Origin of the sequence: Klebsiella sp. C349492, assembly GCF_042055345.1 — a bacterium.
GTDB classification, from domain to species: domain Bacteria; phylum Pseudomonadota; class Gammaproteobacteria; order Enterobacterales; family Enterobacteriaceae; genus Klebsiella; species Klebsiella scottii.
On the sequence record NZ_JANQCE010000002.1, the window covers coordinates 320008 to 345421 of the forward strand.

Consider the following 25414-nt stretch of genomic DNA (forward strand, 5'->3'; position numbering starts at 1 on the left):
TTCAGCGCGGATCTGAGCCTGCCGACAGGGCGTCTTTCCGCCGCGGCGAACGGTTCATCACCGTGAGCCCGGCGATCGTCAGCAGCATACCCAAACATGCCCACAGCCCCAGCGTTTCATGGAAAAATATCATTCCTGACAGCGTAGCCACTACCGGTTCTATCGAGGCCATCATCGCCGCCTTGCCTGCTTCTCCCTGGCCGATCGCCTGAGTATAAAGCAGATAGGGGAGCGCCGTATTCAGTATGCCGATAACGGCTATCCAGAGCACCGACCCGGGCGCCGCGTACAGGATGGCAAGTCCATGAGGTATATCGACCGCACACAGCGCGGCCGCGGTGCCGAAGATAAAACACCAGGCGGTGATCGTCAGCGGATTGCCGCGCCGCGCCTCTATTTTCGCCAGCACGGCGTAAAGCGCATACAGCAGCGCGGCGAGAAGACCAAAACCGATCCCGCGTGCGGAATAGTGCTGAGCCGCGGGGGAGACGCCGGCCGCAAGGCAGATCCCGCCTAAAGTTAGCCCCAGCGCTACCGTTTTACGCGGCGTCAGCGGCTCACGAAATACCCGGACTGAAAGCAGCATGACGATGGCCGGAGACGTATAAACCAGCACCGCAGTCAGCGAGAGCGAAAGTTCCCGTACCGACAGCACGTAGCACAGCGAGTAGAAAAACAGGCATCCTGCGCCCATTATCGCCAGCGAGGGAAGCTGGCGCAGACGGATATGCATTCCGCCGGGGCGGCGCAGCGCAATGATGCTCACCGCTGCGGCGGCAACCGTCAGGCGCAGGGCACCGATTTCGGCCGCCGTGAAGCCATAGGCGCCAAGATGGCGCATTACCAGGCCAGACGTACCCCAGCAAATGCCGGCGCCCAGCGCCAGCAATGCGGGTTTTTCTGATGCTATCAAAGCTCTTCACCGTGGCTGGCAATTGCCCGCTGATACCAGCTATAGCTTTTCTTCGGACTCCGCGCGGCGCTACCCCGGCCGTAATCGTCTAAATCAACATAGATAAAGCCGTAGCGTTTGCTCATCTCCGAGGAGGAACAGCTGACGATATCAATAGGCCCCCAGGGGAAGTAGCCAATGACATCAACGCCGTCACGGACCGCTTCTTTCACCTGCGCCAGATGTGCGCTCATATAATCGATGCGATAGTCGTCGTTAACCTCGCCATTCTCTTCTTTCGTGTCGAATGCGCCAATCCCATTTTCGGCAATCATGACGGGAACCTGATAGCGATCCCAGTAGAGGTTGAGCTTGGTGCGCAGGCCGATGGGATCGATGCCCCATCCCCAGTCGCTGGCCTGAATGTTTGGGTTAGGGTAGGACGTTTTATGCTTCAGCACGCTCTGCGCGTCGCTTATACGGGTGTAGTAATATGAGATAGCGAGAAAGTCGGCCGTATTGCGTAAAGCCTCTTCGTCGCCGGGATAGAAATGCAGCTGAATATTATGCTCTGCAAAATAGCGGAACGCATATCCCGGATAGCGGCCCCGCAGCAGCACATCGCCGTAAAAATACTCCATTTGATTGCGACGCACGGTCGCCAGCACGTCTTCCGGCTTGCAGGTCGCGGGGTAGCTAATGCCGTCGGCAAACATCATGCCGATACGAAATTCCGGGTTGATGCGGCGCGCAATCTCGGTAGCTTTTGCGCAGGCGACCATCTCGTTATGCACTCCCTGATATTTTGCTTCATGAAGATTGGCTACTTTATCTTCCGCAATCCCGAGGTGGTTGAATGACTCATGAACGATCAGGTTTATCTGGTTCACAATAATCCAGTACTTCACCTTGTGCTGATAGCGGGTAAAGACCGTCTCACAGTAGCGGACGAAGAAATCAACCAGCTCTCGTGAATACCAGCCGCTATAGGCGGTAGTCAGATGCAGCGGCATTTCATAGTGGGAGAGGGTGATCACCGGCTCCATGCCGTTGGCGATAATCTCATCGATCAGGTTATCGTAAAACTGCAGTCCGGCCTCGTTTGCGACCCGATCGTCGCCGTTAGGGTAGATTCTCGACCAGTTAATCGAGGTACGGAAAGCATTCATGCCGGTGGCGGCTAGCAGCTGCAAATCTTCTTTATAGGTATGATAAAAATCGATGGCATTACGTTTTGGATAAACGCCCTGGTCATCCGTCATCGCATTGCGGATATATTCGGTCGTGATCTCTTCGTTGTATTTTTTTTCGAGCGCAACATCATTACGAAAAAGATTAATATCCGCCACACACCATCCTTTACCATCCTCCTGCCAGGCTCCTTCACATTGATTAGCGGCTACCGCGCCGCCCCAGAGAAAGTTATTGGGAAATCCATCAGGAACGCGTTTACTGGTCAAAATAGGTCACTCCTTTTATTAAGCGGCCGGCTGGCCGCTGCTCGGGAACAGGGTATAAAGTACGGTTTCAGGATGCCGCAGCTTCTGATTCAACCTGCTGTTTTTCATACATTTTGAAAAAGGGATACCAGATCAACGTACTGACGGTTGCCACGACGGCGAACAGCACCAGCCCGCTTAAATCTTGCGATACAATCCACGTCGAAATAGGGAACGGGCAGTACCACATATCAAAGACGGCGGCCGGGATATTGACGACTCCCATATCGAGAACGACATAGGTAATTAGCGGTAAAATAATGCCCTGGAGCCACAGCGGGACCATTAATATTGGGTTCCACGCTACCGCGCCAAAAATGACCGGTTCATTAATATTAAAGATTCCCGGAACCAGCGATGCCGACCCTAGCGCTTTCAATCTTTTAGATTTCGATCTGACCAGCATAATCACCAGCGGTAGGGTTGCGCCTATCCCACCGATCGCTACCCACCCGGAATAGAGCACTTCTGCCGTCACAATGTTTTTGGCTACCCCACCGGCGGACACCGCTGCCATATTGGCGGTAATACCGGCGAGAAAAATAGGCTTGGTTATAGGGAACAGCACCCAGCCGCTGATCCCCATCGAGTAGAGAAATACGCCTAAAAAGGTAATCAGTAAAAATCCTGGCAGCGTCTGCGCGAAGCTGGTGATCGGCATAAAAATATTAAGTAATATTTGATACAGATCCAGCTGCAGTACGTATACCGCCAGCCATCCGGTCACCGTCACCACCAGGATTGGAATAATCGCATCAAACCATACCCTGACAAAATCTGGAATCGCGCTGTCTTGTTTAAAGAATGAATACCTGCCGGCAATCCCCATAATAAAGGCAACATAGATCCCGGCAATAATAGAAACAAACATCCCGCCGGCGCCAAAGTATTTAAATTGCAGGACTGAAACCTCCTGCAGTTTGACAATAATCATAAACAGGGCAATTCCGGACATACCGGCAATTAAGCGCATTTTGTTGATTTTCTTTTTTTCCATATAGTTAAATGGAATCAAAAATGCAATAAATACGGAAAGCAACCCCATCGTGTAGCTGGATATTGTCGATAGGTTGGGGAACCACGGCAGAAAATTTTTCAGAATCGATAAAACGGTTACCAGCGAGCCAACCAGAATCATCGGCAGCACCTGCATGATTGAGTCTTTGAGCGTTAAAACCCAAACATTGCGGTTGACCTTGTTCATTGGCGGTGCAAAATGCACCTCCATCCAGTCGATAAATTTTTGCATATCGGTTATGCCTCGCTTAACCTTTCTTTAATTCGCCAAGAAGATGATCCAGCGCTTTAGCGCCATCCAGCAGTGAATAATAAGATTTATCCATTAAGATGACTTTGATGTTCATGGTTGCCACTTTTTCTTCCAGTTCCGGAATTAAATATTTGAGGTGTGGCCCAACCATCAGGCAGTCGATTTCCTGTAAAAAGCTTTCAACTTCGGCTTCGCTACGAGCAACGACGCTACAGTCGAGCCCGCGCTTTGCCGCTTCCTTGCGAATGTTCGCGGCAAGAAAACCGCTGGATGCTCCCGAGCCACAAATCAGCAATACGTTTAATTTCTTCATTTGCGTATAAACCTTTATATAAGTGTTGTGATGTAGGGTCATTTTATTATGGTCATCATTATTGCCGGCATTCAAATATGCTATTTCACTGTCGAAGTGAAAATATTTACTTACGCCGGCAGCGATGAAAATAAGTGATCGCCATCACGCTGAGTGAACGTTTTTATTTCAAAATAATTTGCTGAATCGCTTTTTTTAACGGCAATAGTCCCGGTGGTGATACTGAAAGTTCAGCAACACCCAGACGAATAAAATATTCGCTCAGCGCTAAGTCTGCCGCCAGTTCGCCGCAAACGCCCACCCATATTCCATGCTGATGCGCATGGGCGCAGACCTGCTCGATCAGGCGTAATAGCGCCGGGTGCGTCGGATCGCCGTAGGGGGCAAGCGCCTGGTTCTGGCGATCGACCGCCAGGGTGTACTGCGTTAAATCGTTGGTGCCGATACTAAAGAAATCCACCTCAGGCGCTAACAGGTCGCCGGTCAGTGCGGCCGCGGGCGTTTCGATCATTATCCCCAGCTCAATATCCGCCCGGTAGGGGACACCTTCCGCATCCAGCTGCTGGCGACACTGCTGGTAAAGATCTTTCAATGCCCGCACTTCCCAAAGCGACGCCACCATCGGGAACATAATGGCAATGCGTCCCCAGGCGCTGGCCCGTAAAATTGCGCGGAGCTGGGTTATCAGCAGTTCTGGTTGCGACAGACACAGGCGAATTGCCCGGCAGCCCAGCGCCGGATTTTCTTCTTTCTCCAGGCGCAGCGCTGCGGTCTGTTTATCCGCGCCGAGGTCCAGCGTACGAATAATCACCCGTTTGCCGTTCATGCCTTCGGCAACGGCGCGATAGGCGGCAAACTGCTCCTCCTCGCCGGGTAGATCCTGGCGCCCGAGGTAGAGAAATTCGCTACGAAACAGGCCGATGCCTTCTGCTCCGTTGTCCAGGGCCGACGCCAGCTCCTGCGCTGAGCCGATATTCGCGTACAGCTCGATGCGGCGTCCGCAGCGCGTGATGGCCGGTTCGTCTTTGGCGGCGAGCAGAATCTCGCGCTGCCGGGCCTGCTGTTCCAGCTCCTTACTATAACGCCGACGCGTTTCATCATCGGGCGTCAGGCAGAGGCGGCCGCGATTGCCGTCAATCACCGCCTCCAGGCCGTCCCATGCGGAGGGGAGTTCCGCCAGATCCAGGCCGACGAGCGCGGGGATCCCCATTGCGCGAGCCAGAATAGCGGTATGGGAATTGGATGAGCCCTGGCGGGTGACGATGCCGGCGACGCGCTGCCTGTCGAGCTGTACGGTCTCGCTGGGGGTCAGATCGTCGGCAAGAAGAATTGCCTCTCCGTCGGGCTGCCGTAGCCCGGGGGCCTGATGGCCGCAGAGAATGGCAACCAGTCGCCCGGAGACATCCCGCACGTCCGCGGCGCGCGCCTGGAAATAGGCATCTTCCATGGCGGCCAGCTGGTTGGCAAACAGCTCTCCGGCCTGCTCGACGGCCCAGGCGGCGTTGAGCTTCTGCTCGCCGATCGCCTCGCGTATTTCCTGCTGGAAATCGTCGTCCAGCAGCATTAGCTGATGAGCTGCGAACAGCTGGGCGGTTTCTTCTCCGCTCTCCGCGCGGACCTTATCCTCCAGCGCCTGCAGCTGTATTAGCGCGGTACTGCACGCGCGCTCCAGTTTTGCCAGTTCCTGCTGCGGGCTGTCGATAGGCTCCGGGCTGACGTGCGATTTTGCTGGCCGGTAGCACCATATTTGCCCCCGTGCGATACCTGATGAAACGGCTTTACCTGCTACGATCTGCATGAACTTTCCTTAAGCGATAATCAAAGATGCTGCTGGAAAAAGTCGTGCAGCGCGGCGATCGCCTGCTGCTCATCCGCGCCGCTGGCGCTGATCGTCACCGTATCGCCGACCTTCACGTTCAGGCCCATTACGGTGAAGATTTTTTTCAGGCTGACCTGCCGATCTTGCCTGGCAATATGCAGAGTGGAGCTGTAGCCCAGCGCCAGCCGCACCAGCAGACCCGCCGGGCGAGCGTGGATGCCGAGATCGTCGCGGATAGTGTATTGAAATTGTTCCATTAACGTTTCCTGTTAAAAGGGAGGCGGGTAGTTTTATCGCATGCTTTTACCGCTATCTACGTGGTTCCAGCTCGCCTATGCGCTTATCAAGGGTGCGAAAGATTTTGAGCAGATGACGGCTCATCAGCAGCTCGCTATTAATGGTCATCAGCGTATCCTGCGCGTGGGTAAATAGCAGAGATGGCGGGAAGACTTCACCGTGGATTTCGCTCTGCACAATATCGGTCTGGTTGCCGTGGGCTGTTTTTATTTTCTGCTGGGCCTGGGTGATTTTTTCATCCGCGAGGCTAAACTGGTTTTTTTCAATGGCAGAGAGCGCATCGGTAATTAAAGCGCGGGCATCGCCGGCATCCATAATAATATTCATTGCCGTACTATTAATCTGTTCTGTTTTATCCATTGGTTATCTCACTATGCAGTTAATCTCTTTATTGCCGTTGTTTATTAGCTTCGGATGGAGAGAGAAAATGAACTCTTGCTGAAGAGCAGTTCACCACAGGCTTTCGGTGAGCAACAAATAAATAATTTCCCACCTGCAAGGAAGACTTTTACTTTTTTTTGGCTTATATATTGTAACTTGTTGTTTTTGTTTTTTTTAATTTTGAGTGTGGTGGTGTTTTTTACTATTTATTATAGTTGGGTTGAGTCGATTTTAATTTAATTGTGAAGTGTGTCACATTATTAGACTATCGTATGTAGGTGACTGCTGCTCCGATCTTTTTCTATCGCCGCTTAATAACGCTAGTATCCGCATGGAAATGATGATCCTGTCGCTATTGAATGGAATGCAAGGTGGTTTTTATCGAGCAGTATTCCAGCCAGGCTATTTAGCATTACCGTTCCTGGCAATAAATTAGCGGTGTTCAGCATTGAAACCGATGAAATCACTGCCTTAACCAATAAGAGTGATGAGCTAAGGTATGCAGATATTATCGCTACCAATATCTAATATGGCCGGATACCGGCAGAAGGGCGGACATGAGTCTGAGCCGATGGCGTTTCACTCCCGCCGCTTTTGAGGGGGAGATTGCCCGTGGTTTAATTCACGTCCGTTTGCGAAGGCATCGGAAAAGGCCGGCATACCGATGCCGGAGGGGGGAGCTTGCGGTTCGTATCCTTCCGTCCACTGCCGCCGAAAGCTCATCATCTGCTCCGGGTCGGCTGCCCGCTGGCGGAGGGCGGAAACACCCGAGCGCACAGAAAATCGACCATAGCCCGAACTTTCGGCGAGGGATGCCTGCTGGCGGGCCAGAGCACGTGGAATACGCCAGCGCGTTCCACGCGATCGGCCAGAATGGCGCACAAGCGTCCATCCGCCAGCGCTTCCCCGATCGAGAATTCCGGCAGATAGGCGATGCCCAGGCCTTGAAGAGCAAAGCACACTCGCGTCTCAATGTTGTTGCAGATCATCGAGGTGGGAAGCTGCAGCTCGGGGTCTCCAGGCGCCTGCCGTAGCGCCCACGGCTCCAGCTTGCCGCTGTTGGGAAAGCGGTAGTGCAGGCAGGTGTGCTCCAGCAGATCGGCAGGCACTTTGGGTATACCTCGCCGCGCCAGGTAATCGGGAGAGGCGACCAGCATCGAGCGGAAGGTGCCCAGCCTCCGCGCCGACAGGCGCGAGTCCGTCGGGTTTCCCGTTCTCACCACCACGTCGAAACCTTCTTCGATCACATCGACCAGCCGGTCCGTGAAGTCGAGATCCAGCTCGATGGCCGGGTACTGGCGCATGAACTCGCCGAGCACCGGCAGCACCAGCGAGCTGACCAGAGGCAGGCTGACCCGCAATCGGCCGCGCGGCGCAGCCGTCGCCTGCGACAGCTCCAGTTCCGCGGCCTCAATCTCGGCAAGGATGCGGCGGCTGCGCTCCAGGAACAGCGTACCCTCGGCCGTCAGCGTGACGCTGCGGGTGCTGCGATGAAACAGGCGCACGCCGAGCTTCTCTTCCAGCCTCGCCACGCTTTTGCCGATGGCCGATGCCGATACGCCCAGCAGCCGGCTGGCCGCGACGAAGCTGCGCGTCTCGGCGACCCGCACGAACACCACGAAGCCGTTAAGGTTGTCCACTTCACCCCTCCATTGCGGACAAATAGTTCCGCTAAGAAAGGAACTGTACCCTACTTTTTCTTTAATAGCTGCGTTTCTATCATGGCGGGAATGTTCACTGATGAAAGGAATTTCCCATGTCGGTTCCCGCATTTTCGCTGCAGGCTGGCGTCCCGCTTGCGTCTCTGTCCGCCCGCATTCAGGCCGTTGTGCAACAGGCGCTGGACGAGCGACGTCTGGTCGGTGTCGTGGTCCTGGCGGCCCGCGACGGCGCGCTTATTCACCGCCAGGCCGCCGGCTGGGCCGATCGCGAAAGTCGTCGGATGATGACCGCGGATGCGCTCTTCCGCCTGGCATCGGTGAGCAAGCCTATCGTCTCAACGGCGGCGCTGGCGCTGGTGGCGCAAGGCAGGCTCAGCCTGGACGACAGCCTCGATCGCTGGTTGCCCGAGTTCAGGCCACGATTGGCCGACGGCCAACCTGCGCGGATCGCCGTATGGCAACTGCTAAGCCATACGGCAGGGCTGGGCTACCGATTCTTCGAGGCTGATGCCAACGGGCCCTATGCGCAAGCCGGCGTGTCGGACGGCATGGATGCGTCCGGGATTAGCCTGGCGGAGAACCTGCGCCGTATCGCCAGCGTGCCGCTGCTGTACGAACCAGGCACGAGCTGGGGTTATTCGCTGGCCACCGATGTGCTGGGCGCCTTGATCGAGCGAGTGCATGGCGAACCGCTTGACGCAGCCGTGCGCCAGCTCGTGACCGGCCCGTTGGGCATGGCGGATACCGGTTTTGTCGCGCCGGATGCGCAGCGCGTAGCGACCGCCTACGTGAGTGATGAGCCTCAGCCGCACCCGCTGGCGGAAGGTGAAACCGTTTCGCCCTTCGAGGGGGCGGTCGGCATTCGCTACAGCCCTGCACGCATCTTCGATCCGCAGGCATTCCCTTCGGCTGGCGCGGGCATGGCGGGCACGGCCGAAGACTTTCTGCGCCTGCTGGAAGCCCTGCGTCAGGGCGGCGGTGCGATTCTGCCCAACGCATTGATTGCGGAAATGGCGCGCGATCGGACGGGGGATCTGGAGCTGCCCAATGCGCCGGGATTCGGCTTTGGGCTGGGGTTTTCGGTCTTGCGCGATCGGACGCTGGCCGCTTCGCCCGAGTCGGAGGGCACCTGGCGTTGGGGAGGCGCCTACGGCCACTCCTGGTTCGTGGATCGGGCGCTGGGGCTTAGCGTCGTCGCTTTCACCAACACCTTATACGAAGGGATGTCGGGCCGTTTCGTCAGCGATCTGCGCGATGCGGTCTACGGTGCCCTGGAGGCTGAGCGATGAGTTCGACTCCTCAGGATCGCATGCCTGTCGCATCGCTACTGGCGCTTGCGATGGCGGCTTTCATCACTATTCTGACCGAAGCGCTGCCGGCCGGCCTGCTGCCCCAAATGGCGCAGGGCCTGGCCGTCTCCGAGGCGTGGGTTGGCCAGACGGTCACTATCTATGCCATCGGTTCGCTGGTGGCGGCCATTCCGCTGACCGCCGCGACGCAAGGGGTCCGTCGCCGCCCGCTGCTGCTGGCCGCTATCGCCGGCTTCGCCATCGCCAACACGGTGACGACGCTTTCCGCCAGCTATGCGCTGACGATAGTGGCACGCTTCCTGGCGGGCGTTTCTGCTGGGCTACTGTGGGCTCTGCTGGCCGGCTATGCGGCGCGGATGGTGCCAGAACATCAGAAGGGCCGCGCCATTGCTATCGCGATGGTGGGCACGCCGCTGGCGCTTTCTCTGGGGGTACCTGCCGGTACTTTGCTTGGCAATCTGCTGGGTTGGCGCATCTGTTTTGGCATCATGAGCCTGATGGCGCTATTGCTGATGGGCTGGGTGAGGCTGAAAGTGCCGGACTTCGCGGGGCAGTCGGTGGAAAAACGCCTGTCGCTGGGGCACGTGTTCACCCTGCCGGGTATTCGCCCGGTGCTGTTCGTCGTGCTGGCCTTCGTTCTCGCGCATAACATCCTCTACACCTACATTGCTCCGTTTCTGCTGGCGGCGGGAATGGTGGAGCGCACGGATTTGGTACTGCTGGTTTTTGGTATTACGTCGGTATCCGGTATCTGGATCATCGGTGTGCTGATCGACCGGTATCTGCGGGTGCTGACTCTGGCAAGTACGGTCTTATTCGGCGTTGCGGCGCTGATGCTGGGCATAGCCGGCACCGAGCCCATCGCGGTCTATGCGGCGGTGGGTAGCTGGGGGCTGGCTTTCGGTGGCGCAGCGACCTTGTTCCAGACCGCGCTGGCCAGAACCGCCGGCGATGCTGCCGATATCGCGCAGTCCATGCTGGTTACAGCCTGGAACGCGGCGATTGCCAGCGGAGGTATTGTTGGCGGCGTGCTGTTAGATCGTCTTGGCGTAGGGGCATTCTCTCCTGCGCTCCTGGTGCTACTGCTGGCTACGCTCCTGGTGACCTGGTCGGCCAGATATCACGGCTTTCCCGCGTCAGTGGGATGAGATCAGATGGAGCCGCGCCATCTTTCTTATTTCCTTGCCGTAACGCTCACGCGGCCATCAGCGTGAGCGTTACATGGTTCGGCGCAACCGGCTGAGCGCTATTAGGCAAATCCAGCCTGTTACAGCATTTTTGCCCACGCGTGGCCAGGGTGCAGGCGATCGAGACAATCCCGCAGCCATAAGCGCTCAGACGGAAGTAATCCCGGCGCGGCCTTCGCGAAATCTTCCTCGTCCTTCGCCCGGCGGTATCTGGCCTTGAACAGCAGCACGGCAGAAGGGGTGAGGTAAGGGACTCCTTCCGCGGTCAGCGCGACCATTTCGCTGCGGGGGCGCGTGATTTGCCGATCCCGCTTATAGACCCAATGCTCATCCGTTCCCGGCTCAATCATCATATCCGCCCGCCAGCGGTCAGCGGGGCGATCGAAACACCAGATCTGGGCAATCTCCGCCTTCGGTTCCCGGTCGGCCGCCAGCCGTTCGAGCACACCGTCATTAACGGTGTAAAATTCCAGATCGCGCAACTCATCGCGGAAAATGCGCAGATCTTCGCGCAGGATCGTGAACTCGAGATCCTCATGCTCGCGCGTCTTCTCCCCGTGCCACAGGTCGAGAGCCCAGCCGCCAACGACGCACCAGGGCCTCGATACGCGGCTCAGCCGACCAGATAGCTCGGCGGGGCTCCAGGGCTCCCACTTTTCCTCGTCCGGTACAACCTGTCGATCGTTCATGCTATCGGTTCTCATTATCTGGTTGTCATCGGCCGGCTTTGGCTTTGGCTTTGCTGACGCCGGATCGCCGCCTCGGTTACGCCGTCAGAAACACTACCGCAGCGGTGAAGACAATCACAGGAAAAGTAATCCCTGTTTTATCATCCCTCATTGTGGTGCTGGCCTGATAAATTCCCGTTTTTTTCCCGGATGGCGTTGTAACAGAAGTCTTTTTTATTTTTTAAGTTCAGCTGGCTGGATGATTTTAGCGCGTTGAAATTCTTCTTTACTCTACCGACATCAACCGGCATCAAGTAGTATCTGTTGGTATATGTGATGGTACGCCTGTTCCATGAAACCCTGTACCAGCAGCCAGCAACTAAACGGCAGGTCGCTAATGGCATTGGCCTTAGCGAACAGAAACAGGCTTGCTTGATTATTTATGCAGGAGATGAGATATGACAGATGCGCCACGCGGGCGGGGAAGGCCCCGGAAAACGGAGAGTACATATTCAGATACGCGTAATGATTTGATCCGCAGCGGGCTCGAACTTCTGACGCAAAATGGTTTTCTTTCTACCGGCGTCGATGCCATCGTCAAGAACGCAAATGTCCCTAAAGGCTCATTTTATTACTACTTTCAAAGCAAAGAAGAATATGTGCAAACCGTGCTGGGCGCATATGACAGTTTTTTTGAACACAAACTAAAAAAACATCTTCATAATAAATCCGGTACCCCGATGGAGCGCATGGAAAACTTCATCAACGACGCCTGCGAGGGGATGAAAAAATACGAATTCACCAGAGGGTGCCTTGTTGGCAATATGATGCAGGAGAGCCCGGGGCTTCCGCCGTCATTTATAAAGCAGCTTCAGGATATTTTAGATAGCTGGCAAAACATCGTTTCCTCCTGTCTCTACAATGCGCTATTAGCTGGTGATATCACCTCCGATGTTAATGAAAAACAGCTGGCGGCTATTTTCTGGAGCGGTTGGGAAGGGGCCGTGATGCGGGCGAAGCTTTATTGTTCAACGCAACCCATTCACGACTTCTGGGACTATTTTAAAATCTCCGTCAGATATCGCCATGAGCAGAATGAATTCAGTGAGAAGCTGGTTTAAGGGCCCGGAAGCGAGCCCTTGGCAAAGTTTGATACTTAGCTATCCGTCTGTTTTTCTCTCAGGATATATTGGCAGCGGCCTTAGTTGCACTGAATAACCGCGCGCCCGCGGATTTCGCCATTAAGCAACTTTTCAGCGACATTGATTGCTTCACTGAGAGGGTAAACGGTGGTCATGCTCTCCAGCTTAGCGAGCGGTAAATGTTGTAAAGCTTTCAGCCAGATGCCCGCTCTTTTCTCTTTAGCGAACATGACGCTGTCAACGCCCTTTAAGGTGATCCCGCGGAGGATAAACGGCGCCACGTTGCCCATCAGCTCCATACCCTGAGCCATACCGCAGGCAGCAACAATTCCGCCATATCGTACCCCGGCACAGGCGTTGCAGAGGGTGTGGCTACCAACGGTATCAATGGCCGCCGCCCAGCGTTCTTTTTGCAGCGGCTTGCCTGGGTTTGAGAGTTCTGCACGATGAATAATGTCGTTTACGCCTACCGTTTTATAGAGCCAGGGCGCCTCTTCAGGACGGCCGGTAGAGGCCGTAACGTGGTACCCCATAGACGATAGGATCATCGCCGCGATGCTTCCTACCCCTCCGCTGGCGCCGGTAACCAGTATCGGGCCATCTTCAGGCTTAACGCCATGATTGAGAAGCGCGTCCACGCACAGCATCGCGGTGAAGCCTGCGGTCCCAATGGCCATGACGTGTTTGCTGCTTACCCCGGCCGGAACAGGGGTCAGCCAGTCGCCATTAACCTGGGCCTTCTCTGCAAGTCCGCCCCAGTGTTTTTCGCCAACGCCCCAGCCGGTCAGGAGGACCTTATCACCAGCCTGATAGTCGGGATGAGAGCTGGCGGAAACCGTACCGGCGAAGTCGATGCCCGGCACCATCGGGAAATGGCGGACGATAGGGCCGCGTCCGGTGATGGCCAGGGCATCTTTATAGTTGATGGATGAGTAGTCGACATTGACAGTCACATCCCCCTCGGGTAGCTCACTTTCCGCTATTTCAGCAAATAGTGCGGCGTAGCGATTTTCTACTTTATTGATTAATAATGATTTAAACATTTTCACCTCGTGTGTCTGGTTGTATGACAGTCAGGTATTCAGGAGTATATAAAAAATATTGACCGATCGTCTAATAATCATCATTACTATCCCTGTGCTGTCCGATATTCAAGAATTGTTCGACTTGTCATCGCCTTATCGAAGGCGTTCTTGATAAATATCAACGTGAGGTCAGATTTGTCGTGTCTGAAAAGGGGAGGCATTCAGGGCTAAGCGAGCACCCGATACCGCCGAACGGTGATGGACGACCTCCACTCCGGTCGTCGTCACGTCCGTTGCGGCGGTAGTACCTTTATGCTAATGCTCTTAGGAAAATCAGCGTAAACTCGGGGCCTGTTAACGATGGCAGAAGAAGACGGTATTTTTGATACGATTATTAACCGGGCCGATTCTCCATCAATCAAATGGGGAGGTTCCCGGCAGGCTGAAGTCATTTCGTTTGGCATAGCTGATATGGATTTTCAGTCCCCATCCTGCATTCGCAATGCATTAATAAACAAAGCTAAAAGCGGTCTCTATGCGTACGAGTATAAAACGGATGGTTACTACCAGGCGATTAGCGGTTGGTTCAACGATCGTCACCACTGGACAATTGAAAAAGAGTGGCTGACCGACGGCCCCGGAAGCTGGGCCATGCTCGCTCTGTGCCTTCAGGCATATACGATGCCAGGAGATAACATCCTCATCCACGCTCCCCATTTTCATCCTGCGGTTAGCGTCATAGAAAGCGCAGGGCGAAAGATTGTCGCGCAAGCGCTCGCTTTCGATGGCGTCAGATACATTTTTGACCCGCGTATCTTTGAGGAAACTCTCGCCAGACAAAACGTCAGACTGTTTTTCCTTATGAATCCTCATAACCCAACCGGCCTGATGTTCAGCAGAGCAGAGTTATCTGTTATCGCAGAGATCTGTGAAAAGTACGGCGTGCTGGTGGTTTCAGATGAAATCAACGGCTATCTGACCTACGACGATGCCGTATTTGTTCCCTACGCCAGTCTATCTTCGGTTAGTCGCCTTAATTCAATCACGCTTACCTCCCCGTCCAAGGCCTTCAATCTGCAGGGGCTGACCTATGCGATCGGCATCATCCCCGACAAAGTAAAGCGGCAGAAACTGCAACAAGTCCGGGTCGGTATGGGCGTTGATTTTGCGACTAATGTATTTAGCATTGCGGCAGCCGAAGCCGCTTATCGCTATGGAGGAGAATGGCTCATTTGCCTTAACCGCTATCTCCAGGGCAATCTGGATTTTTTGGATAGCTATCTGAAGACCAACCTGCCGCAGGTAAAACTGATCAGACCGCACGGCGGTTATATCGCCTGGCTGGATTTCACCGCGCTTCGCCTCACCCCGGAGGCACTCAGAAACATCATCCTCGAAAAAGCCAAGGTAAACCTGACATGGGGAGAATCGTTCGGTCACGAAGGCGAGGGATTCGAGCGTATCAATTTTGCCTGCCCCAGAGGAATCCTGGAGAAAGGGCTTGCGCGAATCAAAAACGCATTTTCCTGACTCAGGTACCGCAGACCGGCCCTGCATTAAAACGGTGCCGGGTTTTGCCTCAGGATCGTTCCTTTGCCAGCCTGCGGGCCTGCCCGTTCACGTCAGCCACGCCCGGCGCGCGATTACGCAGTAAACAGCAAGAAAATGGCGAACTGCGGGTCCGGGCTGATCCACCGTCGGGCCACCGTCCAGCCCTCGCGTTCCACCAGGGTTGTAAAGGCCGCGGGGGTGAATTTATACGAGTTTTCCGTGTGCAGGGCTTCCCCCGCCGCGAAGTGGAAGACCCGGTCGAGAACGCGTACCTCCTGTTCGCGCCGGCTGACCAGCCACATTTCCATCCGGCTCGCCGCGGCGTTCCACACCGCACGATGCTCGAAGGCGTCAGGGTCGAAGTCGCCGCCCAGTTCGCGATTGATCCGCGCCAGCAGATTCCGGTTGAACGCCGCGGTGACGCCGCCGGCGTCGTCGTAGGCGGAAAGCAAAGTCGCTTCATCTTTCACCAGGTCGACGCCGACCAGGAACTGCGATCCGGCGCCGAGCAGCCGCCGCACGCGGCTCAGAAACGCAGCCGTGTCGCCGGGCGAGAAGTTGCCGATGGTCGAGCCGGGGAAGAAACCGATGCGGGGACGACCGTGAGCGTCCGGAGGCAAGGACAGCGCGGAGGTGAAGTCCTCCGCCAGCGGGCAAACCGCCAGGCCGGGATAGTCGTCGCGGATCGCCGCCGCGGCCCGCTCCAGCGCATCTACGCTGATGTCCACCGGCACGTAGGCAGCGAGCCGAGGCGCGGCGTCAAGCAGCACGCGGGTCTTCAGGCTCGCGCCGCTGCCGAACTCGACCAGCACCGCGTCATCGGCAATGCGGTCGGCTATTTCGGCAGCGGCCGCGCGCAGCAGCGCAAGCTCGGTTCGCGTTGGGTAGTACTCAGAAGTCTGGCAGATGGCTTCGAACAGACGCGAACCCTCATCGTCATAGAAATATTTCGGCAGGAGGTACTTGTCCGGTCGCGCAAGCCCTGCGAGCACGTCCTCGGCAAAAGCCGACGGCAGTCGCGCGTTCTCCCCGGCGGCGTCCCCGGCAAGCCGCACGCCGCTGAACATCCACCGCGCCTCTGGCGGGAAAAAATTGCGATAGGTCGCGCGCGTATGGCCGGGGGGCGTGATCGACGAGCCGCCGCGCAGGCTCATCTGCCCGACCATGAACTTGCCGTTGTACTCACCGACGGCTCCGGGCTGCGGATGAAAGCCCGGGTAGGCGTCGTAAGCGCTGCGGGTCCATTGCCAGGCTTCGGTATACAGATCGCGCAGGCCCGCGGCGGTCACCGCCGCATGCTCCCATTCCGCCTCGGTCGGCAGGCGTGCGCCCGCCCATTCGGCGTAGGCGACCGCTTCGTAGTAGCTGACGTGCAGGACCGGCGCGCCGGGATCGACAGGAGCTCGTCCTTGCAGGCCAAACTCAGACCAGCCATCGGATTCGCGACGCCAGTATAGCGGCGCCTGCCAGCCCTCGGCCTGTACCGTAGCCCAGCCACTGGCCAGCCAGAGCTCCGGCCGGCGGTATCCGCCATCGGCTATGAAAGCCATCCACTCTCCGTTCGTCACCAGGCGGTCGGCCAGCGCATAGGGCTGCAGATAGACCCTATGACGCGGGGTCTCATTGTCGAAGGCAAAGCGGTTCCCGACGGCGCCAATCTCGACGATCCCTCCCTCGACCCGGCACCATTTCAGCGGGGCGGCTGGCGGATACGTTCGCGCTGGCCCCGGCCGATAGGCCGGAGTGAACGGCGAACGTGAGAACAGGTGCAGCACATCCATCAGGATGAGCTCCTGGTGCTGCTCCTCGTGAGCCAGACCCAGCTCAATCAGCGGTGCCAGGGCCGGGGAAATCGAGCGCAGCAGGCGCGCCATACCCGCATCGACGTAGGCCCGGTAGCCCAGCACATCGCGGGCAGAAGGGCGGGTAATAAGGCCTCGTTCGGGGCGGGGCTGGCGCGGCCCCACGGCCTCGTAGTAGGAGTTGAACAGATAGCCGAAGGACGGGTCGAATGCGACGTAGTCCGCCAGGTGCGGCAACAGCAGAAAGGTCTCGAAGAACCAGCTGGTGTGGCCCAGGTGCCATTTGGTCGGGCTGGCATCGGGCATCGATTGTACCACCTGATCCTCGGGGCTCAACGGCGCGGCCAAAGCCTCGCTCCTGGCACGCACCTGGCAATATAGCTGATAAAAATGGTCCCCGTTGTCGACGGGGACGGGCGCATTGCAAAGTTGTCTCATTTGGGTCATTCCTGAACGTCCAAAGACAGGGAGTCATGTCGCCCTGGCTCAGGCGATGCTGCTGTCCAACGGGTAGAACCGATCAGTCGGCGAGCACGGCGCGCTGGCGGACATTCTTGACGGTCAGCCAGATCGCAGAGACGAGGAAGTAGAACGCGCCGAAGGCCGCATAGGGAGCAACCGTGGTCACGTCCAGCGCCATGCCGCTATGAGCCTGCTTGAACATGAAAGCGCCGGCGAGCGCGGACTGGGCGCCGCTGAGGATCATCGGCCATTGGCCGCTCGTCGTTTTCCAGCGCCGCACGCCCGTAGCCAGCTGCAGCAGGCCGGAGAAGATCGCCCAGGCGCCGAACACCGTAATCACCATAGGCATGCCGACGGTAAGCGCTCCGCAGACGGCGAGGGCGATGATGATGCTGACGATGAAGTTGAACTTTTGCGATGGATTCGCGCCCAGGCCGCCGCTTCTGCGCGCGTCCAGATAGTTAGCAAAGGCGTCCCAGGCCGGATACAGGATCAGCAGGGCCGCACCGACGGCGGGATTGTGCTTGCCGACGAAAGCGGCAAGAGCGATCCAGACAATCGACACCCCGGTGCGCAGGAAGTAGTAGGTCTGGAGCCATTGGTTCAGCGACCGATTAGCGGTGGCAGCGGTATTTGGCATGTCAGTTCTCCCGGTCGTCAGGCCATCAAAGCCGTTAACGACCTATTAGTAGGTAGAATGTGAGAGTGGTTGTGTCCCTGCCATACGCGCGGGGACTGACTTGAGTACAGGGCAGCAAAGTGACGGCTGGATGAGACGGTTCGTCTAATGATGTTTCTGCTCAAGTGAACAGACATTAACCTACTAGTAGGTAGGTGGTCAATGTGTTATCTTGCATAACCGTGGGGGCTGGCGCGAGGGAGTGATAGCTATGGCAGGGTTTATGCGAACTTTAACAAATATTCAGGTGATAAACACTCTGCTTTTAGGCGCAATCGTGGGCTTTAAGCCGGCCTGTTAAGCTTTTCCGGTCATAGAAAAACCGATCCGCAGCCTGACCGCGGACCGTGTGAGAATATCCCTCCAGCCAGGAACGTTTCCTTGCTGATGACGCTGCGATTCTGAGACAACACATGCCATATAAACCACAGGATATAGGCCATCTGGCTGCCGGTTTGCCATCCATTGAGCGGCTTTTTATGGCGTCGGTGACTTTAGATATCAGCGTAGGTGGGACATCGGCGACGTTGCTTTAAACGCGCTGACGATTGCGTGCGCGGCCATGCCGCTGGCGTACAGGCATTAATTTGGCCGGCCATTTGGCGTGATGTGGGGCAGGATCTTCTTAATCAGCCGGCGATTCAGATCTCTTTTTTCAGCAGCTGGAAAAACTCTGCGATTTTCTCATTATCACGCTTGTAGTATGTCCAGGGGCCGATGCGCCGGGATGTGACAAGCTGCGCTCGCTGCAGGGCGGCAAGATAAAGCGATACGGTAGACTGCGACAATCCCACCTTTTCCTGGATAATGCTTACGCACACGCCAACCTCATCTGCATCAGCATCTGGCTGATGAAAATGTTTTTTAGGTTCTTTAAGCCACTGGAGAATTTCTTTTCGCACTGGATTGCTTAGCGCTTTCAGAACCTCATTTAGTTTGATTTCAGACATTCTCGCTAAGCTCCTGTAGATAAGTTGTCATATCCCAATATTACAATACTTAGATATGATATGCATCATCTCTGCCTGGGCGGCAGAGATGATGTTTTACCAACTGATCATTTGTAAAGAGGATAGTCGGTATAACCTTTTGCTGCGCCGCCATACATAGTGGAAGGATCGACTTCATTGAGCACCCAGCTATTTGCCAGCCGGGCTGGTAAATCAGGATTCGCGATGAAGGGGCGGCCAAACCCAAAAATGTCTCCCCAGCCGGCATTCAGGATCCGCTCAGCACGCTCTTTTGTATAACGACCGGCATACATTATGGTGCCGCTGAAAATGCTGCGCACCTGCTGGTAGAACGATTCCGGCAATTCAGGCGCGTTATCCCAGTCGGCCTCAGCGAGGGAAAGGTAGGCGATGCCGATTTCCTGAAGAATTTTAATCGCTTCAGTGTAGGTTTCGTGCGGATTGTCCTCCACAAGCCCGAGATATACGCGCTCTTCATTGGTGCTGGCAAACAGAGGAGCAAAACGCACTCCTACGCGATCTTTACCGACCACGTTTGCCACCGCTTCAACCACTTCACGCAGAAATCGCAGGCGATTCTGCAGCGAACCGCCGTACTCATCATCGCGTTTGTTGCTATGAATGGACATGAACTGGTTAACCAGATAGCCATTTGCGCAGTGGATTTCTACCCCATCAAAACCGGCGTTCAGCGCATTTTGCGCGGCGCGGGCATACATGCGGACAATCTCCTTTACCTCGCCGGTTTCGAGGGCGCGCGGCATCGACGCGACGGCCAGGGTGCCGGTTCCAGGCCCGGTTTCGATGAAAACTTTAACGTTATTACCGGCGGGAGTCGCGGAAGGTGCGACGGGGGCTGCACCTCCTGGCTGCAGGGACGTATGGGATATCCGCCCGACGTGCCACAACTGGGCAAAAATAATCCCTCCTCTGGCGTGTACGGCGTCGGTAACTTTCCGCCAGCCCTCTACCTGCGCGGCGTTGTAGATCCCCGGAGTCCACGCATAGCCCTGTCCGCGAGGCTCAATCTGCGTCCCTTCAGTCACCATAAAGCCCGCTCCGCTTCGCTGGGCATAGTATTCAGCCATCATCTCATTGGGGATATCGCCCGGCTGCGAGCTGCGTGAGCGGGTCAACGGCGGCAGGACGACGCGGTTTTTCAGCGTAAAATGGCCAATCCTGGCGCTGGTGAAAAGGCTATTCGATTTCATTAAATACCTCGATATATAGAAATTTAGATGTTGGTGGTTAAAGTAAACTCAGAACAGATTGAAAGGCTGTTCAGCCAGACTGATGTAAATGTTTTTCTTCTGCGTATACGCATCAAGGATAGATTTATGGGTTTCACGACCTAAACCGGATCTCTTATAGCCGCCAAACGGGGCATGAGCCGGGATCTCATGGTATGTATTTACCCAGATACGACCGGTTTCTATCGCCCGGGATACGCGTAGTGCCCGGTTGATATCCTGCGTCCATACCCCACCAGCCAGTCCGTATTCGGAATCATTTGCCAGCCTGATAACTTCTGCTTCGTCATCAAACGGGATGACGCACAATACCGGACCAAAGATTTCTTCGTATGCAACCCGCATGTCGTTGCGCACGTCCACCAGGATGGTGGGTTCGATGAAATATCCGTTGTCGTATTTTTCACCCTGGAGACGTTTACCGCCGGTCAGGATGGTGGCTCCTTCCTCTTTCGCGATCGCAATGTAGCCGAGGATACGATTCATCTGGGTTTCGCTGATCTGGGCGCCCATCTGAGTCTGCTCGTCAAGAGGGTTACCAACGCGGACGTGGGTGAAATGCTTCATGAGTCGTGCCAGGAAATCCTGGTACACCGAACGGTGCACAAACAGGCGGGCGCCTGATTCACATACCTGACCCTGATTCCAGAGAATGGCCAGCGCGGCCCCTTCAACGGCACGATCCATGTTGGCATCAGGGAAGACAATGTTGGCAGACTTGCCGCCCAGTTCCAGCGTGGCCGGAATGATTTTCTTCGCTGCTGCCGCGGCGACAATTTCGCCGACGCGGGTAGAACCGGTAAAGGCCAGCTTACGGACGTCCGGATGATCGAGCAGAGCCTGGCCGGCAGTCGCTCCCAGCCCGGTCACGATGTTGACCACCCCGGCCGGAAGAACCCGGGCAAAGATTTTTGCCAGTTCCATAATGGTGACGGGGGTCATTTCTGACGGTTTGATCACCACGGTATTGCCGGCGGCAATCGCCGGGGCAATTTTCCACGCGGCCATCAGCAAGGGGAAATTCCACGGAATAACCTGACCGACTACGCCCAGCGGTTCGCTGAGAACGATGCTAAGGGTATTTTCATCAAGCATCGTCGCTTCATCGGACTGGCTGCGGATAACGCCGGCAAAATAGCGAAAGTGGTCAATGGCGCCAGGGATATCAATCATCCTCGATTCCCGAATCGGTTTGCCAACGTCAAGGGCCTCCAGAATGGCAAAGCGTTCAGCCTGTTCTTCAAGCTGGTCTGCAATTTTAAGAAGGGCGAGGGATCTCTGTGCGACCGTTGTTTTTTTCCAGGATTCAAATGCCTGTGTCGCAGCCTGAACTGCACGGTCGATATCGCCGGCAGTCGCATCCGGGATGCGGGTAATGAACTCGCCGTTAGCAGGATTACGGCTTTCAATAGTTCGCCCGCTTTCTGAATTAACCCACTGATTATTGATGAATAAACCGTACTCCTGGTCTGGTTTGAACGGCGTTTCGGTGGTGTTCATCTATAGCTCCATATGACGTTGTTTTGCGATGTTGCAAATACACTATTCTACATATTTATATTTATCAATATGTATATGTAAAAAATTTAAGCGCAACGAGCGGGGATTTTTAAAAATCCATTAAAAACAAATGATTAATTTTTTTGCGTGAAGTGGTCTGAGCGCTGTGTATAAAAAAGGGTCTCAGCTGATTGGATCGGATCTTCGGAGAAGGGCGTTATACAGAAAAGCCCGGTTTTCGGTCAGGAAAAGCGGCATCATCGGGGGGCCTCCTAAGGAAGGGGAAGAGGAAAACGGAAGCCCCTCGAAATCGGAGGGGCGATTAGCCAATGATTTATTTCGTGGTGTAGCCACCGTTGACCAGAATCGTCTGTCCGGTCATCCACCAGCCGTCGCTAACTAAAAAACGGATCCAGGGAACGATGTCACTGATATCCGTCAGGCCAGTTTTACTGAAGGGGGACAGGGCTGCTGCTGTTTTATGATAGGCGACGGCATCGGCACCTTCGGCGGGGTAGAAGAAGGGCGTGTCCATGGGGCCTGGGCCGATGGCCGTGACGGAAATACCGCGTTCACCCAGCTCTTTAGACGCCGCTCGCGTGAAGTGTTCAACCGGCGCTTTCATACCGGCATATGCCGAATAGAATGGCGTGTAAGCCCCAAGAAGCGAGGTCACTAACGTACAGATTTTTCCGTTATCTTTAACGTGTTTACCAGCTTCTTTCAGGAAAAAGAAGGCAGTTTTAGCGTTAACGGCGCTCATTTCATCGAACTCCGCCTCGCTGATTTCAGCCATCGGTTTCTTGAGAACTTTACCTACGGTATTGATGGCAATATCGGGTTGCCCCACCACTGCCGTGGCATCAGCAAAAAGTTTTTCCATCGCGGCGGCCGAAGTCAGATCGGCCTGCAGCGCAACGGCTTCGGCACCGACGGATTTGATCCAGGCAACGGTAGCTTCGGCCTCTTCACGCGTCGCATTACTGTTGTAGTGGATAGCGATGGCGCGGGCGCCCTGCTGGGCGAAGTCTCGGGCAATGAGTCCTCCGAGATTCTTTGCCCCGCCGGCGATGAGAACGGTTTTACCTTTGATAGCGTGATCTACCATGGTTTAGCTCCTGTTTCGGTTATTGTCCGGGCGAATCCCGTCAATAGCAGCTTAATACCTGCCGGTTATGTATAAAGGGGCTAATCCTGCATACACTATCCAGAATTAACGAATAGTGAGGTGAAAATGGATACGATCGATCTTTTCCGGATATTTATCCGAGTGGCGGAAAACGGCAGCTTTATTCGCACCGCTGAGACCTTGAACCGACCGGCTTCTACTATCTCTGCCGCTATTCGGGAGCTGGAGTCCCGCCTGGGAACTCGTCTTTTACACCGCACCACGCGCAGCGTCTCCCTGACCTCTGACGGGAGCGCGCTGTATGCGCGCTGCCTGGTTGTGGTACAGGACGTAGAGGAGACGGAAAACCTTTTCCGGCAGTCCAGCGGGCAGGTGAGGGGGAAAATTAAGGTTGATGTTCCGGGCCGGGTTGGAAGCCGCATCGTTATTCCTGCGCTACCGGAATTTTTTGCCCGCCACCCGTCGATTCAGGTGGATCTCGGCATAACCGATCGCAGCGTGAATCTCCCGGAGGAGGGAGTGGATTGCGCCGTTCGCGTCGGCGTGCTGAACGATTCAGGAATGGTGGCGCGTCGGGTGGGCGAGCTGAAGTTTATTAACGTGGCTTCTCAAGGCTACATCTCTTCCTTTGGCTCGCCGGCATCGCCGGAACAGCTCGATAGTCACGTGGCCGTAGGATACGTCTCGCCGACCACCGGGCGCAGGGAGCGCTGGGAGTGGGCACGGGACGGGGAGATATTCGGCGCCGACGTCAACAGCCACCTGACCGTAAACAGCGCTGAGGCCTATATTGCGGCCTGCGTAGCAGGAATGGGCATGATTCAGATCCCTGAATATGATGTGAGCGAATGGCTGTCCGCGGGGATACTATGCGAAGTGATGCCGTCCTGCTTACCGCAACCGCTGCCGGTAAGTATTTTGTATCCCAGCCGACGGCATCTGTCGCGGCCACTTCAGCTATTTATTGCCTGGCTTGAGCCGCTTTTACGGGAAAAAATGCGCCTCAGCGCCGGAGCGTAATCGATGCGCCGGGCGCCTGCTCGCGCGGTGGCGGCAGGATATCGGCGGCGAACAGCGGCACCGCGGAAGGTACCGTCATCGGCCCCTTTCCGGCTGCCGATGCTGCCTGCTGATGGCATATAAAATATGCCAAAATGGTATTTGAATGGCGTTTCTTATTCCAATAAGTTTAGCTGATTGTTTAGCCTCACGCTGCCGTGTCTACGGCAGTTAGCAATCGGAATTCGCTTCTATGAACCGCGTGAAAAAGCCGTTGGTGCTTTCGCTGTTGCAGTACCCAAGCGGCCATCATGTCGCCGCGTGGCGCCATCCGGAGACGGACCCAAAGGCCAATATCTCCGTCGAACGCTATATTGCCAGCGCGCGCGCCGCCGAGGAGGCAGGGTTTGATATCACCTTTATTGCGGACCGCCTCGGCATTCCCGAAGGCCCTCTCGAGGCTACGCGGCGCGTGGATGAATGGTCGCATGGCTTTGAGGCGCTGACCCTGGCCGCGGCGATTGCGGCCACCACTCAGCGCATCGGCATTGTGGTCACCGCCAGCACCACCTTCAATGAACCTTACACCCTGGCGCGCCAGCTGGCTTCGCTCGATCTTATCAGCGGCGGACGTCTGGGCTGGAATATCGTGACGTCGGGCCTGTCGAGTGAAGCCACAAATTTTAACCCGACGGAGTTTCGTCACGATAAACGCTACGAGCGCGCAGAGGAGTTTATTGCGGCGGTGCGGGCGCTGTGGGGCTCCTGGGATGTCACAAAATTTCCGCGCGATAAGCAAAGCGGCGTTTTTTTTGAAGCCGATGCGCTGCGTGAGCCTGGCTTTCAGGGCCGCTGGTTCCGCGCGCTGGGCGGGCTGAATGTCTTTCCCTCGGCGCAGGGGCAGCCTGTGCTGCTGCAGGCAGGGGCTTCGCCCGCGGGACGGGATCTCGCCGCCCGCCATGCCGAAGCGATCTTCGTCGCGGCGCCCACGCTGGAAGAGGCGGTTGCCTATCGTCAGGATCTGCACGCCCGTCGTAAAGCGGCAGGCCGCAGCAGCGACGACCTTTATATTCTGCCCGGCATTTTTCCGGTGATTGGCAAAACCGCAGCCGAGGCCCAGGCGAAGTTTGACCAGCTACAGGGGCTGATCGCCGAAGACGTCGCGCTGGCGCTGCTGGGGAGCTATCTCGGAGATATTGATTTAACGGATGTCGATCCCAATGGCCCTCTGCCACCGCTTCCCGCGTCCAATTCCATTGCCAGCCGCCAGCAGCTGCTGCGGGAGCTGGCAGAGCGCGAAAACCTCACCGTGCTGCAGCTGGCGCGGCGCATTGCCGGCGCGCGCGGCCACCTGCAGATCGTCGGCACCCCGGAGCAGGTGGCGGCGGAGATGATCCGCTGGTACGAAGCGGGCGGGGCGGACGGCTTTATGCTGCTGCCTCCAACCTTCCCGGAAGGGCTGGATCTCTTTATTTCCGATGTTGTTCCCCTGCTTCGCGAGCGCGGTCTGCTGACGCCGCTGGAATTTAGCGGCACGCTGCGCGAGAGGCTCTGTCTGCCCGTCCCGCAACCTCATCTCACACACAATATTGACCCGGAAGGATGAT

General features: G+C 56.2%; 22 protein-coding genes. 6 read left to right on the forward strand and 16 right to left on the reverse strand.

Annotated features, from left to right (window positions below; all coding sequences use genetic code 11):
* Position 1: 1 nt before the first annotated feature.
* The 8 genes from NWP14_RS09205 to NWP14_RS09240 form a co-directional block, all read right to left on the reverse strand.
* Positions 2-913 (reverse strand): DMT family transporter, encoded by a 912-nt coding sequence (locus NWP14_RS09205; protein WP_375215211.1) that lies wholly within the window; start codon positions 911-913, stop codon positions 2-4.
* Positions 910-2352 carry a glycoside hydrolase family 1 protein gene (locus NWP14_RS09210; protein WP_331850664.1) on the reverse strand — a complete coding sequence of 481 codons (1443 nt, stop codon included), beginning with the start codon at positions 2350-2352 and terminating at the stop codon, positions 910-912. Before NWP14_RS09210 ends, NWP14_RS09205 begins: the two co-directional genes overlap by 4 nt.
* Positions 2353-2419: 67 nt before the next feature.
* The gene (locus NWP14_RS09215) at positions 2420-3640 is read right to left on the reverse strand and encodes a PTS sugar transporter subunit IIC (RefSeq protein WP_375215212.1); all 1221 of its coding nucleotides are present in this window, start codon (positions 3638-3640) and stop codon (positions 2420-2422) included.
* Positions 3641-3656: 16 nt separating this feature from the next.
* Positions 3657-3974, reverse strand: a complete 318-nt coding sequence (locus tag NWP14_RS09220; protein ID WP_095097948.1) for a PTS sugar transporter subunit IIB — start codon at positions 3972-3974, stop codon at positions 3657-3659.
* 163 nt (positions 3975-4137) lie between these two features.
* Positions 4138-5772: a phosphoenolpyruvate--protein phosphotransferase gene (gene ptsP / locus NWP14_RS09225; RefSeq protein ID WP_375215213.1), complete on the reverse strand. Its 1635-nt coding sequence runs from the start codon at positions 5770-5772 to the stop codon at positions 4138-4140.
* 20 nt (positions 5773-5792) lie between these two features.
* Positions 5793-6050 (reverse strand): HPr family phosphocarrier protein, encoded by a 258-nt coding sequence (locus NWP14_RS09230; RefSeq protein WP_095094619.1) that lies wholly within the window; start codon positions 6048-6050, stop codon positions 5793-5795.
* A gap of 52 nt (positions 6051-6102) precedes the next feature.
* A complete protein-coding gene (locus NWP14_RS09235) occupies positions 6103-6450 on the reverse strand; it encodes a PTS lactose/cellobiose transporter subunit IIA (RefSeq protein WP_331850662.1) in 348 nt (115 codons plus the stop codon).
* Between the two features lie 743 nt (positions 6451-7193).
* On the reverse strand, positions 7194-8111 hold the full coding sequence (locus NWP14_RS09240; protein WP_331850661.1) for a LysR family transcriptional regulator: 918 nt from the start codon (positions 8109-8111) through the stop codon (positions 7194-7196).
* 116 nt (positions 8112-8227) lie between these two features.
* On the opposite strand from NWP14_RS09240, the gene NWP14_RS09245 reads away from it, so the two are divergent.
* Positions 8228-9421, forward strand: coding sequence for a serine hydrolase domain-containing protein (locus tag NWP14_RS09245; protein ID WP_375215214.1), 1194 nt, complete (start codon positions 8228-8230; stop codon positions 9419-9421).
* A complete protein-coding gene (locus tag NWP14_RS09250; RefSeq protein WP_375215215.1) occupies positions 9418-10590 on the forward strand; it encodes an MFS transporter in 1173 nt (390 codons plus the stop codon). The genes NWP14_RS09245 and NWP14_RS09250 overlap by 4 nt, the downstream gene beginning before the upstream one ends.
* Positions 10591-10709: 119 nt before the next feature.
* Here NWP14_RS09250 and NWP14_RS09255 read toward each other — a convergent pair whose 3' ends face one another.
* Positions 10710-11333, reverse strand: a complete 624-nt coding sequence (locus tag NWP14_RS09255; RefSeq protein ID WP_375215216.1) for a nucleotidyltransferase domain-containing protein — start codon at positions 11331-11333, stop codon at positions 10710-10712.
* Between the two features lie 422 nt (positions 11334-11755).
* Here NWP14_RS09255 and NWP14_RS09260 point away from each other — a divergent pair, with 422 nt between their 5' ends.
* Positions 11756-12418 carry a TetR family transcriptional regulator C-terminal domain-containing protein gene (locus NWP14_RS09260; protein ID WP_331850657.1) on the forward strand — a complete coding sequence of 221 codons (663 nt, stop codon included), beginning with the start codon at positions 11756-11758 and terminating at the stop codon, positions 12416-12418.
* 80 nt (positions 12419-12498) lie between these two features.
* On the opposite strand, the gene NWP14_RS09265 is transcribed toward NWP14_RS09260, so the two are convergent.
* Positions 12499-13482 carry an MDR family oxidoreductase gene (locus NWP14_RS09265; protein WP_331850656.1) on the reverse strand — a complete coding sequence of 328 codons (984 nt, stop codon included), beginning with the start codon at positions 13480-13482 and terminating at the stop codon, positions 12499-12501.
* Between the two features lie 342 nt (positions 13483-13824).
* Between NWP14_RS09265 and NWP14_RS09270 the strand changes: the two genes are divergently transcribed.
* On the forward strand, positions 13825-14994 hold the full coding sequence (locus NWP14_RS09270; RefSeq protein WP_375215217.1) for a MalY/PatB family protein: 1170 nt from the start codon (positions 13825-13827) through the stop codon (positions 14992-14994).
* A 113-nt stretch (positions 14995-15107) separates the two neighbouring features.
* On the opposite strand, the gene egtB is transcribed toward NWP14_RS09270, so the two are convergent.
* From egtB to NWP14_RS09300, 6 genes are all read right to left on the reverse strand, one after another.
* Positions 15108-17255: an ergothioneine biosynthesis protein EgtB gene (gene egtB, locus NWP14_RS09275; RefSeq protein ID WP_375215218.1), complete on the reverse strand. Its 2148-nt coding sequence runs from the start codon at positions 17253-17255 to the stop codon at positions 15108-15110.
* A gap of 82 nt (positions 17256-17337) precedes the next feature.
* Entirely contained in the window at positions 17338-17919 is a 582-nt protein-coding gene (locus NWP14_RS09280) for a DUF308 domain-containing protein (protein ID WP_095094635.1), read from the reverse strand.
* A gap of 680 nt (positions 17920-18599) precedes the next feature.
* Positions 18600-18908, reverse strand: a complete 309-nt coding sequence (locus NWP14_RS09285) for a helix-turn-helix transcriptional regulator (RefSeq protein ID WP_095094637.1) — start codon at positions 18906-18908, stop codon at positions 18600-18602.
* Between the two features lie 107 nt (positions 18909-19015).
* Positions 19016-20140, reverse strand: coding sequence for an alkene reductase (locus NWP14_RS09290; protein ID WP_375215219.1), 1125 nt, complete (start codon positions 20138-20140; stop codon positions 19016-19018).
* Positions 20141-20188: 48 nt separating this feature from the next.
* Positions 20189-21679 (reverse strand): aldehyde dehydrogenase family protein, encoded by a 1491-nt coding sequence (locus tag NWP14_RS09295; RefSeq protein ID WP_375215220.1) that lies wholly within the window; start codon positions 21677-21679, stop codon positions 20189-20191.
* 334 nt (positions 21680-22013) lie between these two features.
* Positions 22014-22787 carry an SDR family oxidoreductase gene (locus NWP14_RS09300; RefSeq protein ID WP_375215221.1) on the reverse strand — a complete coding sequence of 258 codons (774 nt, stop codon included), beginning with the start codon at positions 22785-22787 and terminating at the stop codon, positions 22014-22016.
* Between the two features lie 126 nt (positions 22788-22913).
* Between NWP14_RS09300 and NWP14_RS09305 the strand changes: the two genes are divergently transcribed.
* Together NWP14_RS09305 and NWP14_RS09310 are read left to right on the forward strand one after the other, a co-directional pair.
* Positions 22914-23828: a LysR family transcriptional regulator gene (locus tag NWP14_RS09305; protein WP_331850649.1), complete on the forward strand. Its 915-nt coding sequence runs from the start codon at positions 22914-22916 to the stop codon at positions 23826-23828.
* A gap of 232 nt (positions 23829-24060) precedes the next feature.
* Positions 24061-25413 carry an LLM class flavin-dependent oxidoreductase gene (locus NWP14_RS09310; protein ID WP_375215222.1) on the forward strand — a complete coding sequence of 451 codons (1353 nt, stop codon included), beginning with the start codon at positions 24061-24063 and terminating at the stop codon, positions 25411-25413.
* Position 25414: the final 1 nt, after the last annotated feature.

What these genes read in the sequence shown, in the direction of transcription:
- NWP14_RS09215 (WP_375215212.1), bottom strand. Translation starts at nt 3,640, where the DNA reads ATGCAAAAATTTATCGACTGGATGGAGGTGCATTTTGCACCGCCAATG.
- NWP14_RS09220 (WP_095097948.1), bottom strand. Translation starts at nt 3,974, where the DNA reads ATGAAGAAATTAAACGTATTGCTGATTTGTGGCTCGGGAGCATCCAGC.
- ptsP (WP_375215213.1), bottom strand. Translation starts at nt 5,772, where the DNA reads ATGCAGATCGTAGCAGGTAAAGCCGTTTCATCAGGTATCGCACGGGGG.
- NWP14_RS09230 (WP_095094619.1), bottom strand. Translation starts at nt 6,050, where the DNA reads ATGGAACAATTTCAATACACTATCCGCGACGATCTCGGCATCCACGCT.
- NWP14_RS09235 (WP_331850662.1), bottom strand. Translation starts at nt 6,450, where the DNA reads ATGGATAAAACAGAACAGATTAATAGTACGGCAATGAATATTATTATG.
- NWP14_RS09245 (WP_375215214.1), top strand. Translation starts at nt 8,228, where the DNA reads ATGTCGGTTCCCGCATTTTCGCTGCAGGCTGGCGTCCCGCTTGCGTCT.
- NWP14_RS09250 (WP_375215215.1), top strand. Translation starts at nt 9,418, where the DNA reads ATGAGTTCGACTCCTCAGGATCGCATGCCTGTCGCATCGCTACTGGCG.
- NWP14_RS09255 (WP_375215216.1), bottom strand. Translation starts at nt 11,333, where the DNA reads ATGAGAACCGATAGCATGAACGATCGACAGGTTGTACCGGACGAGGAA.
- NWP14_RS09260 (WP_331850657.1), top strand. Translation starts at nt 11,756, where the DNA reads ATGACAGATGCGCCACGCGGGCGGGGAAGGCCCCGGAAAACGGAGAGT.
- NWP14_RS09265 (WP_331850656.1), bottom strand. Translation starts at nt 13,482, where the DNA reads ATGTTTAAATCATTATTAATCAATAAAGTAGAAAATCGCTACGCCGCA.
- NWP14_RS09270 (WP_375215217.1), top strand. Translation starts at nt 13,825, where the DNA reads ATGGCAGAAGAAGACGGTATTTTTGATACGATTATTAACCGGGCCGAT.
- egtB (WP_375215218.1), bottom strand. Translation starts at nt 17,255, where the DNA reads ATGAGACAACTTTGCAATGCGCCCGTCCCCGTCGACAACGGGGACCAT.
- NWP14_RS09280 (WP_095094635.1), bottom strand. Translation starts at nt 17,919, where the DNA reads ATGCCAAATACCGCTGCCACCGCTAATCGGTCGCTGAACCAATGGCTC.
- NWP14_RS09285 (WP_095094637.1), bottom strand. Translation starts at nt 18,908, where the DNA reads ATGTCTGAAATCAAACTAAATGAGGTTCTGAAAGCGCTAAGCAATCCA.
- NWP14_RS09290 (WP_375215219.1), bottom strand. Translation starts at nt 20,140, where the DNA reads ATGAAATCGAATAGCCTTTTCACCAGCGCCAGGATTGGCCATTTTACG.
- NWP14_RS09295 (WP_375215220.1), bottom strand. Translation starts at nt 21,679, where the DNA reads ATGAACACCACCGAAACGCCGTTCAAACCAGACCAGGAGTACGGTTTA.
- NWP14_RS09300 (WP_375215221.1), bottom strand. Translation starts at nt 22,787, where the DNA reads ATGGTAGATCACGCTATCAAAGGTAAAACCGTTCTCATCGCCGGCGGG.
- NWP14_RS09305 (WP_331850649.1), top strand. Translation starts at nt 22,914, where the DNA reads ATGGATACGATCGATCTTTTCCGGATATTTATCCGAGTGGCGGAAAAC.
- NWP14_RS09310 (WP_375215222.1), top strand. Translation starts at nt 24,061, where the DNA reads ATGAACCGCGTGAAAAAGCCGTTGGTGCTTTCGCTGTTGCAGTACCCA.